This window comes from Sphingosinicella soli, from assembly GCF_014199685.1.
Taxonomy (GTDB): Bacteria; Pseudomonadota; Alphaproteobacteria; order Sphingomonadales; family Sphingomonadaceae; genus Sphingosinicella; species Sphingosinicella soli.
In genome coordinates, this window is the sequence record NZ_JACHNZ010000026.1 from 46,863 (window position 1) to 57,696 (window position 10,834).

Sequence of the window (10,834 nt, forward strand, 5' to 3'; positions counted from 1 at the left end):
CATGGCGTTCGACATCCTCGTTTCTCCCGCCGCGCGGCTGCCGCTGGCCGATGTGGATACCGATCGCATCCTCCCCGCAAAGCGCATGAAGGGGCTGACGCGGGGCGGCCTCGGCGGGTTCCTGTTCGAACGCATGCGCTACGACGCGCAGGGCCGGGAGCGGCGCGAATTCGTTCTCAACCAGCCCGAATTTCGCAATGCGCGCATCCTGATCGCAGGCGCCAACTTCGGCTGCGGCTCCTCGCGCGAACACGCCGTCTGGGCGCTGCTCGACCACGGCATCCGCTGCATCATCGCGCCGAGCTTCGGCAGCATCTTCACGGGCAACTGCCGCGAAAACGGTATCCTGCTCATCGCGCTTCCCGAAGACGCGCTCGCCGCGCTCGATGCGCGGCTCGACGATGCGCCGACGGCACCGCTCACCATCGATCTGCCGAAGCAGACGATCAGCGTGACAGGGGATCCGCCGATCCCGTTCGACATCAATCCCTCCGTCCGCCGCCACTTGATCGACGGCCGCGATTCGGTGGAACGCACGCTGGCACTCGCGGACGCGATCGAGGACTACGAGAGGCGCAGCGCTTCAGAGATCGCGTAGATCGACGATCCGGCCCGTAACCGCCGCCGCTGCGGCCATCGCCGGGCTCATCAGATGCGTGCGGCCGTTTCGGCCCTGCCGGTGTTCGAAGTTTCGGTTGGAGGTGGAGGCGCAGCGTTCGCCGGGGTCGAGGCGATCCGGGTTCATGCCGACGCACAGCGAGCAGCCCGGCTCGCGCCAGTCAAAGCCTGCCGCCACGAGAATCCGGTCGAGCCCTTCCGATTCGGCCTGCTTGCGGACGAGCCCCGACCCCGGCACCACCATCGCGCGCACGCCCTGCGCGATACGCCTGCCCCGGGCGATGGCGGCGGCGGCGCGAATATCCTCTATGCGGCTGTTAGTGCACGATCCGATGAAGACGCGGTCGATGGGCAGGCCCGCAATCGCCGTCCCCGGCCGCAGATCCATGTAGGCGAGCGCGCGCTCGGCAACGATCCGCTGCGCGGCATCGGCAATCGCTGCCGGATCGGGGACGCGCCCGTCGATGGCTATCGTTTGCGCCGGGGTGATGCCCCAGCTCACCATCGGCGGGATCGCGGACCCGTCCAGCCGGATATCGCGCGCGAACACGGCGTCCGCATCGCTCGCCAGCGCCGCCCAGCGGTCCACGGCGTGCCTCCAATCCTCGCCGCGCGGCGCGGCGGGACGGCCTTCGAGATAGGCGAGCGTCGTCGCATCGGGCGCGATCAGTCCGGCGCGCGCACCCATCTCGATGCTGAGATTGCAGAGCGTCATGCGCCCTTCCATCGAAAGCGCGCGCACCGCGCTTCCGGCGAACTCCACGACATGCCCCGACGCGCCGTCGACACCGATGCGCGCAAGGACGGCAAGCGCCATGTCCTTTGCGGTAACGCCGGGCGCGAGCGTGCCGTCGATGCTGATCCGCATCGTTTTCGCCTTCTCCGCGCGGATCGTCTGGGTCGCGAGCACATGCTCGATCTCCGAGGTGCCGATGCCGAAGGCGAGCGCGCCGAACGCGCCGTGCGTGGAGGTGTGACTGTCCCCGCACACGATGGTCATGCCCGGATGCGTGCGGCCCTGCTCGGGCGCAACGACATGCACGATGCCGTTGCGCGGATCGCCCATGTCGAACCGCACGATGCCGAACGCCTCGCTGTTCGCGGTCAGCATCTCGATCTGCGCGCGCGCCTCGGGATCGCGGACGGCACCGGCCCCTGCCTGCTGGTTTTCCGTCGGCACACCGTGGTCGAAGAGCGCCAGCGCCCGTTCCGGGCGGCGCACGCTCAGTCGGCGCGCGGCGAGCCCGGCAAACGCCTGCGGCGAGGTGACTTCATGCAGAAGATGCAGATCGACATACAGCAGCGCCTCGCCCTCATCCTCGGCGACCAGACGGCTGTCCCAGATTTTTTCGTAGAGCGTGCGTCCCCGCTCCGCAACGATCAGCCCTTCAAGCGGCCACGCCACGCCCGTCTCCCTGAAATTTAATTAGTATTCTAATTATTATTCGGGGAGAAGGAAAGGGCCTCTCAGCCGGAAAGCGCTTCGGCGGTGCGCGCCAGCCGCGCCGTCATCTGATCGAGAAGCGTCGCGGGAAGCGGCTCGGCAAACTTGCCCTCCGCATCGAAGGCCCGGTCGGCGAAGGGCACGGAGACCTGCTCGGGCAACAACAGCAGCTGCACGGTGCCGAGCGTCTGGCGAAGCTGGATGAGCGCGCGCAGACCGCCGAACGGGCTGACCGAGGCGGACATGATCGCGGCGACCTTGCCCCGGTATGCGGAGAGCGCGACGGGGCTCTCGCCGTCCGTCGGTCGCGACGCCCAATCGATGGCATTCTTGAGCAGACTTGATATCGATCCGTTGTGCTCGGGGGTCGCGATCAGCAGACCCTGCTGCGCGCGCAGCACGCTCTTGAGCGCGAGCGCGGCAGCGGGAAACGCATCGGACTCGGTATCCTGGCAATAGATCGGAAGGTCGTAATCGCGCAGGTCGATCTCGGTCACTTCGGCACCGTGCGCGCGCAGTCGCTCGGCGCCGAGCGCCGCGAGCCTGCCGTTGAACGAACCCTTGCGGGTGCTGCCTGCCAGCACTGCGATCTTCGCGACCATGCGTTTTCCTTCTTTAAAAGATTAGATATCTAATCGTTTCGGCGGGAACGCGGCAAGTCCGTTCAGACCCTGAGATCGCTGAGCACCGGCGTATCCTGCGATTCCCCGGCAAGGTTGCCGATCACCCGGCGCAGCAGCGCCTGCAGCGTCTCCACCTCTTCGTCGGAAAGCCCCTTCGTCGCGAGATCGTGAACCTCCGCATTCATCGGCGCGAGCGTGTCCTCGAGCGCCTTGGCGTGATCGGTGAGGTAGATGTAGATCTTGCGGCGATCGATCTTGCTCTTTTCGCGGCGCACCAGGTCGGCGGCTTCCAGGCCTTTCAGCGCGACCACCGTGGTGGGCTCGCGCATTCCCACGCGCGTGCTCAGCTCGCGCTGCGTAATGCCGTCCTCGCGCCACAGCTGGCGAAGAAACCGCCACTGCCCCGCTGAAACATTATATTCCAGCGTGCGCCGTTCGAGCGCGCGCGAAAACGACCGAAATGTAACGCGTGAGAGATAGCCGAGGCTGTTCTCGGGAATCCGGTAATATTCAGCGGGCTGACGTGCGGCCTTGCGTTTCGTCAACGTGCGGTTCTCCCCTGTGCCGGGCCCCTGTGCCGGGCCGTGTTTACGATCCGGGAACGGGCATGACGCCGGTTAGCAAACTTGGCGCGCTTCGTCCCGTTTGAATTTGCCGTCAAATCCTGAAGGCTTCGAAACATTCCGGCGCGAACAGCTCCTCGACCGTCAGCAAGCGGGACGAAAGCCCCTGCGCGTGGTGGTAGCGCAGGAACGTCTCGATCGCCGTGCGGTTCGCCGCAACGCCGTAGGGCCACCAGTCGTCGCCCATAAGCGCCGTGGCCTCCTCGACCGCAGCGATCTGCCAGGGCAGCATCGTGCGCAGGGATGCGGTAACGCGCAGTTCCGCCTCCACCAACGCCTTTGCCGCCTCGAACGCCTTGTAGAGCGCGCGCGCCGCCCAGCGGTTCGCTTCGTAAACGTCGCGGCGGATCACCACGGCATGCATGATCGGAAAGATGCCGGTGCGCCGGTAATAATCCTGCTCCACCGCCGGGAAGTCGGGGAAAAGGCGGCGGACGGCATCGGGCCGCGTGTAAAAGGTCGAAGGTGTGCGCGCCGTGTGCAGCGCATCGATGCGTCCGTCCGCGAGCATCGCGGAGAGCGTGTCATCGGGGCCGATGCGCTCGACCCGGAAACGCTCCGGCAGATCCAGCTTCAGCTTCTCCTCGCGCCCCGGCTGCTCCTCGCCTCCGGTCACGTAGGTCACGTCCGCCGGATCGATGCCGTATTCGTCGGCAAGCACGCCGCGTATCCAGACCGGCGCGGTCATCTGGTATTCGGGTACGCCGATGCGCTTGCCCCGCAGATCCTCCGGCCGCGTGATGCCGCTCGCCGCCGACACGAAGATGCAGCTGTGGCGGAACAGCCGCGAGGGGAAGACCGGCAGCGCGATGAACGGCGGATCATCCCGTGTCAGCGTGACGCAATAGGACGACAGCGACATCTCGGCGACGTCGAATTCCCGGTGCCGCAGCATGCGGAAGAAGGTCTCCTCCACCTCCAGCATCTGGACGTTGAGATCGATGCCGTCGGGCCGGACGCGGCCGTCGACGAGCGCCTGCGTGCGATCGTAGTTCCAGCAGGCAAGCGTCAGCGGCAGGCGGGTCATGGCATACTCCTCTCGGCATCGATGAGATCGGCGGGGCTGATATCGCGGCCCTCGACCGCCGACTTCAGCAGGGCATGCAGAACGGCCAGCGTTTCAAGGCCCCATGCGCCGTCGAACAGCGGCCTTTCCCCGTCCAGCACCGCACGCGCGAACGCATCCGCGACGCCGTAGCGGCGGACCGGCGGGAGCGGCGCCATACGCAGTTCCGGCCCGGCATCGCCGTGCACGACGACGCCTTCGGGCGTGAGTTCGAGGTCGGCATTCGCGCAGCAGGCGATCACCGATCCGAGCCGCTCGTGGTACGGCGCCCGCACCGCCTCCGCCCCCGCCGCAAAGCCGCGCGCCGTTTTCGCGGCGCCTTCGTTTCCCGCCGCCAGCGCGGCGCGGGTGCGCGCTTGCGTGCCGGGTGTTTTGGGCATGCCGAGTTCGCCCGCCCAGCCCGCGCGCGCGTCGCTGTCGTAGCGCGCGTAACCTGAATAGACGAGGCCGGCAGCGGCGCCGTTCTCGAACGTCAGCAGCGCGGTGAACGCACCGTCTGCGCGGCGCGCGGCATCCCAGTCACCGACCCACGCGCGCACGGTTTTCACGCGGCTGCCCGCGAGCCTGCGCACCACATCGACCTGGTGGCTACCCTGGCTCAGCACGACGCCGCCGCCCTCCGCGCGCAGAAGCTCGGCCGGGCGGCGCGGGCGATAGAGGAAATCCGTGTAGGCGAAGGCGTGGATCATGTGCGCCGCGCCCGCCGTCCCGTCCGCGATCAGGTCCGCCGCAAGCGCGACCGGCGCGTCGTAGCCGTGGCTCGGCCCCACCATCAGCACCGTGCCCGCCGCGCGCGCGGCCTCCGCCATCCGCGCGGCATTGGCCAGCGTTACCGCCATCGGCTTTTCGACCAGCACATGCTTCCCCGCGCGGGCCGCCGCGACGGTGTGCGCGGCATGAGATTCGTGCGGCGAGGCGATGTAGACAGCGTCGATCTCCGGGTCGCAGAGCAGCGTTTCGAGGTCCGCGTAGCTCCGCGCCTTCATCTGCGCCGCGAAGCCCGCCCGCGCGTCCGCACCCGGATCGCAGCCCGCAACAATCTCGATCCGGGGATGCGCGGCAAGCGCAGGCGCCGTGAGCACCGCGCCGCGTCCAAGCCCAACGATACCCAGCCGCAGCACCTGTAAACGCCCCTCCTCCGGCCAACACCGATCTTGTAATCGCGAATGCTTAGTTATAAAAGTATTTTCGCGACAACAGGGGAAATGCCCGCAACATGACACCCGAGCAGAACGACCTCATGTGCCGCGTCGAAGGCGGCGCGCCGATGGGACGTGTGATGCGGCAGGTGTGGCTTCCCGCCTGCATGAGCGAGGAAATCGCCGAACCCGACAGTGCGCCCGTGCGTGTGCGCCTGCTGGGTGAAAACATGGTCGCCTTTCGCGATACCAGCGGCCGCGTCGGCATCCTCGACGAGCAATGCCCGCACCGCCGCGCCTCGCTTTACTACGGTCGCAACGAAGGCTGCGGCCTGCGCTGCCTGTATCACGGCTGGAAGTTCGACGTGGACGGAAACGCGGTCGATATGTCTTCGGAACCTGCGGGCGCAAAGTTGCGTGAATCCATGCGCACGCGCGCATATCCCGTGCAGGAATCCGGCGGCTTCGTGTGGGTATGGATGGGTGATCCCGCCGCGCCCGCGCCGTTCATGCCGCCCGTATGGTCGGCGGCTCCCGATGAGCGGATCGCGATCGTGAAGATGCACGCCGCCTGCAACTGGGCGCAGGTGCTCGAAGGCGCGATCGATTCGGCGCACAGTTCCAGCCTCCATTCCACCAACATGCCGACCGCGACCGATGTTTCGGGTTCGACCGCGACCGACAGCCAGTGGCTGCGCCCGTCCGCCGACAAGTCGCCGCGCCTGCAGGTCGATCGCACGCCCTACGGCTTCCGCTACGCCGCGATCCGCACGCCGATCCGCGATCCCGGCACGCAGGACTATATCCGCACGACGCTCTACATCGCGCCGTTTACCGTGATGATTCCGCCGACCGACCGCTACAAGCTGATCCAGATGCTGGTGCCGATCGACGACGAGAACTGCATGTTCTACTGGATCGCGTGGCACGAGACGCAGGGCATCTCGGCCCAGGCCTGGCGCAGCTTCTGCGGCGCGGTGCCGGGCGAGGATGTTGATCCGGTGACCTTCGAAAAGGTGCGCAACGCGCGTAACAATTACCTGCAGGATCGCGCGGCGATGAAGGCCGGAGACTTCACCGGCATCTACGGCATCCCGGCGCAGGACATGGCGATGTGGGAATCGATGGGACCGCTCGCCGATCGCTCGGAAGACCGGCTGGGATCAAGCGACAAGGCGATCTTCGAATTCCGCAAGCTCGCGCTGTCGATGGCGAGTGCGGCCGCCGAAGGCCGCGTGCCGAATCTGCCTGGCTTCACCGCCCGCGACGCACCGAGCTTCGAACAGCTCGTGCCCAAGACGGTGGACTGGCGCGACGTCGGCAAACCCGCCGCCTGATCTCAGTTCCCGGGGATCGGCGTCCCCGAACTTTTCAGCATGTTTTCGCCGAACAGGTTGGACCACTGCTCCGCCGTCAGCACCGGACGCGCGCTCGATGCGTTGGCGGAATTCTTGACCGCCGTGCCCCGCTCCACGGCAGGCCGCGCGGCGATGCTGTCGAACCAGGCCGGAATCGCCCGAAACCCTGACACGTCGATGCCGATGACCGACGCCGCGCGCACCCACGGCCAGCACGCCATATCCGCGATCGAATAGTCCCCGGCAAGATAGGCGGCGTCTTGCAGCCGCCGATCACCGCAAGCAGCCGCAGCGCTTCCTTGCGATAGCGTTCGATCGCGTAATCGATGGCGGCCGGCGCATAACGGATGAAATGATGCGCCTGTCCGTGCATGGGGCCGAGACCTGCCATCTGCCAGACCAGCCATTGCTGCGCGAGACTGCGCCCGCGCGGATCGGCGGGCATGAAACGCCCCGTCTTTTCGGCGAGATAGAGCAGGATCGCACCGGATTCGAACACCGGAAGCGGCGGGCCTCCGTCGGCCGGATCATGATCGACGATGGCGGGCAGACGGCCGTTTGGATTTATGGCGCGGAACGCAGGCTGCAGATGTTCGCCGCCCAGCATGTCATAGCCGATCAGCCGGTGCGGAAGATCGATCTCCTCCAGCATGATGCTGACCTTGTGGCCGTTCGGCGTGGGCGTGAAGTGCACGTCGATCATGCCGGGCACCTTCCGCCTGCAAACCGCGCCATGACTAGAAACGAACCCCCGCTTCCACAGAAATGCTGCGCGCCGGCTCGACATACAGGATCGCGCGCGGCGCCGCCGTGATCGGCGAGGGCAGGTTGAACGAACTGCCCGTCGTCAGCTTGTTCGTCAGGTTCTTGCCGATGACGGCGACGTGCCAGCGATCATCCTGCGGCGCGACCTGGATGCGCGCGTCAACCTTCGCATAGCCTTTCTGCACGCCGAACGTCGGGCTCTGGTTGTCCGAATTGAAATATTTCGAACGCCCGCCGACAATGCCGGTCACGTCCAGCTTCATATCGCTCGGCAGGTCGAAGCGCGCGTGCGCCTGAATGTTACCGGAAAACTTCGAATAGAGCGCCGGCGAATACCCCGCGAGATTGTTCGCCGCGATGCTCGCCGGAACCGCCGGGTTGCATTCGGTTAGCGGCTGCGTGGCAAGGCAGGCCGCGCCCGGATAATCGTCGTACTCGAGATCCTGATAGGCGCCCGACGCTGTAATGTCGAAATTGTCGATCGGGTTCACCGTCAGCGAAGCCTCGATACCGCGCGATGTCGCGCTCGCCGCGTTGCTGGTGAGATACGAAGATGTTGTCGGATTGTAGACTGAAACCTGCAGGTTCGTGAACTTGGTGTCGTACACGGCGGCGTTGAACACCACGGCACCGTCCGCGAATGCCGACTTGAGGCCGAGTTCGTAGTTGCGCGAACGCTCCGGCGCGAACTGGAACGTGTTGTCGAGCGTGCCGTAGGTGTTGCTGACGAAACCGCCCGACTTCGACCCCTTGCCGAAGGTGCCGTACACCATCACGCGGTCGGTGATGTCGTACTGCACGGTAACCGACGGATCGGTCAGCCCTTCGCTGAGATCGCCCGACGCGGTGGTGATCGGGCGCAGCGCGAACGGCCCGTAAACCAGTTCGCCGTCGAAGAACGCATCCTTCTTGGTGCGCGTATAGCGCAGGCTGCCGATGACGCGCAGCGCGTCGGTGGCGTTCAGGGTCGCCTGCCCGAATACGGATGCGGTCTTCGAATTCTGATCGAAATTCGTCCGCAGCAAGCCGAAATAATTGAGCGCGGCGATATCGAACCCGCCGTACTGCGTCAGCTTGTAGTTCGCGCTGTCGAAATAGGCGCCGACGATGAATTCCAGCGTTCGGCCTGTCGGCGAAAGCAGGCGGATTTCCTGCGAGACCTGGTTAAAGTCTTCGACGAACTTGTTGTAGACCGAATTGGCCGTCACCCCGCCCGTTGGTATCGTCTGGTCGAAGTTGTTGACGATATCGCCGCGGAACCACGAATAGCCGGTGATCGATGTCAGTGTGTATTCACCCAGCGACAGGTTCGCGGTCAGCGACCCCATCACCGATTTCGTCGACGTGCCTTCGCCGCCCAGAGGATTCTGATCGGCGTAACGCGTGTGGCGCGGCTGTTGTCCGGTCGTCAGCGGACTCGATACGGTGATACCGCCCACGGTGTCGCGGTTCGCGTATTCAAGTTTGCCCGTGATATCGAGCGTTTCGGAGGCATCCCACTTCGCGGTCAGGCGGAACACCTGCTGCTCGGTTTTCGGCTCCTTGTTGTCGTTCGCCAAATTGCGGATATAGCCGTCCTGATTGATGATCTTTCCGGCAAGGCGAACGCCGAAATTGTCCCCGATCGGACCGGACACGAAACCCGAAACGTCAAAGCCCTTCTGATCGAAGTTGTAGAGCGCGTTCGCCTCGCCCTCGAACTCACGCGTCGGCCCTGCCGATACGATGCTGACGGCACCCGCTGCCGTGTTCTTGCCGAACAGCGCACCTTGCGGACCGCGCAGCACCTCGACGCGCTCCAGATCGAAGAACGGCGCCTGCGCCTGGCGGTTGCGTCCGGCATAGACGCCGTCCACGTAAAGGCTGACGGACTGATCGAACGAGAAGTTCGCGGGCGGGGAACCGAAACCGCGAATATAGATCGTGTCGTTGCCAGCCGTCGATTGCACGAAGACGTTGGGAACGTAATTCATCACCTGCTTGAAATCGTTCGCGCGGAAATCGTCCAGCTTCTTCCCCGAAACGACCTCCAGCGAGATCGGCACGTCCTGCAGGTTCTGCTCGCGCTTCAGCGCGGTCACGATGATGGCGTCCGCGTCGTCCGTGCCGGCGGTCTGCGCCGCGGCCGGAAAGGCCAGGGCGCCTGCAATCGCCGTTGCGGCGGCGCGCGACATCAGAGTCCGAATGCTGTTCAAGATAGCCTCCCCTTGGTCGTCTTTGTTTTGGCGAAAACGGGCGACGACCTTCAGCTTGCCCTGTTTCCACATCCCTATTAACACTTAGTGTACTAATTATTTTGAGTGTGTCCATACGGGAAGGCAAGCGGCAATGAAATTTTCCGACGACGACGGCAGCGGCCTTATCGGCGGCAGGCTGTGCACTGCGGAGTTCGAAGTGGGCGGGGGCATTCTCGATTTCGGCGCTTCACCGTTCGGCAGCGGGCGCGTCGGCTATATTTCGGGCGGGCGCTTCACGGGGCCGAAACTGTCGGGCGTCGTGCTTCCGGGCGGGGGCAACTGGTCGCGCGCCGGAAAGCTCGCGAGCGGCGCGGGCGCGGGGACGTTCGACGCGCGCGCGGTGTGGCGCACCGATGACGATGCGCTGATCTCCGTTACCTACACGGGACGCAGCGTGGTGGACGATGCCGCCCGCGCTGCCTTCGCCGCCGCCGACAAGGCAGGCGTCGATGCCGACCCCTCGCTTTATTACATCCGCGTCGCGATGGTCTTCGAAACCTCGGCGCGCGCCTACGACTGGCTGAACGGCACGCTCGCGGTCGGACGCGGCACGCGCACCGGCTTCGGCGTGCGCCACGAGGTGTTCGAGATCGGCTGAAGCCCTGCGCAAAAGCGGGGGGCTTTTGACAAGCGGGCATCATTTTGGGATCACTTGACTCTATGAGCGAAAACCAGGCGAAGGGCCCTGCGTCCTATTTTCCGTCCATCGAGAAAACATATGGTCGGCCGATTTCCGAGTGGAAGGCCCTGATCCGGTCAGCGCTCCCTGCCCGGCACATGGAACTCGTTGCCCTGTTGAAGCAGCAGCACGGAATGGGGCATGGTCATGCGAACGCGATTGTTGCCCACACCCTTGCCGAAGGCGATGCCTAGGTGTTTAGTCCCTCGTTTTGATGGTGCGGTTCTCTGATAAACCGTTTTGGCTGCTCGGACCATATTTTGCAGACATATTCATATGGGG

General features: G+C 65.2%; 11 protein-coding genes. 4 read left to right on the top strand and 7 right to left on the bottom strand.

All coding sequences use genetic code 11. The annotated features are described in order from the left end of the window. Position 1: 1 nt before the first annotated feature. On the top strand, positions 2–598 hold the full coding sequence (gene leuD, locus GGQ98_RS11775; RefSeq protein WP_184069718.1) for a 3-isopropylmalate dehydratase small subunit: 597 nt from the start codon (positions 2–4) through the stop codon (positions 596–598). Here the strand turns inward: leuD and leuC are convergent. The 5 genes from leuC to GGQ98_RS11800 form a co-directional block, all read right to left on the bottom strand. Beyond that, a complete protein-coding gene (gene leuC, locus GGQ98_RS11780) occupies positions 584–2,023 on the bottom strand; it encodes a 3-isopropylmalate dehydratase large subunit (protein ID WP_341534203.1) in 1,440 nt (479 codons plus the stop codon). The genes leuD and leuC overlap by 15 nt on opposite strands. Before the next feature lie 62 nt (positions 2,024–2,085). Then, positions 2,086–2,664: an NADPH-dependent FMN reductase gene (locus tag GGQ98_RS11785; protein WP_184069720.1), complete on the bottom strand. Its 579-nt coding sequence runs from the start codon at positions 2,662–2,664 to the stop codon at positions 2,086–2,088. Positions 2,665–2,726: 62 nt separating this feature from the next. Further along, positions 2,727–3,230 (bottom strand): MarR family winged helix-turn-helix transcriptional regulator, encoded by a 504-nt coding sequence (locus GGQ98_RS11790; protein WP_184069722.1) that lies wholly within the window; start codon positions 3,228–3,230, stop codon positions 2,727–2,729. 112 nt (positions 3,231–3,342) lie between these two features. After that, positions 3,343–4,335, bottom strand: a complete 993-nt coding sequence (locus tag GGQ98_RS11795) for an ABC transporter substrate-binding protein (RefSeq protein WP_184069724.1) — start codon at positions 4,333–4,335, stop codon at positions 3,343–3,345. Beyond that, positions 4,332–5,495 carry a Gfo/Idh/MocA family oxidoreductase gene (locus GGQ98_RS11800; RefSeq protein ID WP_184069726.1) on the bottom strand — a complete coding sequence of 388 codons (1,164 nt, stop codon included), beginning with the start codon at positions 5,493–5,495 and terminating at the stop codon, positions 4,332–4,334. The genes GGQ98_RS11795 and GGQ98_RS11800 overlap by 4 nt, the downstream gene beginning before the upstream one ends. A 95-nt stretch (positions 5,496–5,590) precedes the next feature. Here GGQ98_RS11800 and GGQ98_RS11805 point away from each other — a divergent pair, with 95 nt between their 5' ends. Further along, on the top strand, positions 5,591–6,850 hold the full coding sequence (locus GGQ98_RS11805) for a Rieske 2Fe-2S domain-containing protein (protein WP_184069728.1): 1,260 nt from the start codon (positions 5,591–5,593) through the stop codon (positions 6,848–6,850). A 76-nt stretch (positions 6,851–6,926) separates the two neighbouring features. Here GGQ98_RS11805 and GGQ98_RS18830 read toward each other — a convergent pair whose 3' ends face one another. Together GGQ98_RS18830 and GGQ98_RS11815 are read right to left on the bottom strand one after the other, a co-directional pair. Then, on the bottom strand, positions 6,927–7,574 hold the full coding sequence (locus GGQ98_RS18830; RefSeq protein WP_341534204.1) for a glutathione S-transferase N-terminal domain-containing protein: 648 nt from the start codon (positions 7,572–7,574) through the stop codon (positions 6,927–6,929). A 34-nt stretch (positions 7,575–7,608) separates the two neighbouring features. Beyond that, on the bottom strand, positions 7,609–9,831 hold the full coding sequence (locus GGQ98_RS11815; RefSeq protein WP_184069730.1) for a TonB-dependent receptor: 2,223 nt from the start codon (positions 9,829–9,831) through the stop codon (positions 7,609–7,611). A gap of 133 nt (positions 9,832–9,964) precedes the next feature. On the opposite strand from GGQ98_RS11815, the gene GGQ98_RS11820 reads away from it, so the two are divergent. Both GGQ98_RS11820 and GGQ98_RS11825 read left to right on the top strand, forming a co-directional pair. Next, complete coding sequence (locus GGQ98_RS11820; RefSeq protein WP_184069732.1) at positions 9,965–10,471, top strand: DUF3237 domain-containing protein; 507 nt, start codon at positions 9,965–9,967, stop codon at positions 10,469–10,471. Positions 10,472–10,533: 62 nt separating this feature from the next. Then, positions 10,534–10,746 carry a DUF4287 domain-containing protein gene (locus GGQ98_RS11825; RefSeq protein ID WP_184069734.1) on the top strand — a complete coding sequence of 71 codons (213 nt, stop codon included), beginning with the start codon at positions 10,534–10,536 and terminating at the stop codon, positions 10,744–10,746. Positions 10,747–10,834 lie beyond the last annotated feature (88 nt).

Bases quoted from the DNA above. Each gene is read 5' to 3' on its own strand.
- leuD (WP_184069718.1), top strand. From the start codon at position 2: ATGGCGTTCGACATCCTCGTTTCTCCCGCCGCGCGGCTGCCGCTGGCC.
- GGQ98_RS11820 (WP_184069732.1), top strand. From the start codon at position 9,965: ATGAAATTTTCCGACGACGACGGCAGCGGCCTTATCGGCGGCAGGCTG.
- GGQ98_RS11825 (WP_184069734.1), top strand. From the start codon at position 10,534: ATGAGCGAAAACCAGGCGAAGGGCCCTGCGTCCTATTTTCCGTCCATC.
- GGQ98_RS11805 (WP_184069728.1), top strand. From the start codon at position 5,591: ATGACACCCGAGCAGAACGACCTCATGTGCCGCGTCGAAGGCGGCGCG.
- GGQ98_RS11795 (WP_184069724.1), bottom strand. From the start codon at position 4,335: ATGACCCGCCTGCCGCTGACGCTTGCCTGCTGGAACTACGATCGCACG.
- GGQ98_RS18830 (WP_341534204.1), bottom strand. From the start codon at position 7,574: ATGATCGACGTGCACTTCACGCCCACGCCGAACGGCCACAAGGTCAGC.
- GGQ98_RS11785 (WP_184069720.1), bottom strand. From the start codon at position 2,664: ATGGTCGCGAAGATCGCAGTGCTGGCAGGCAGCACCCGCAAGGGTTCG.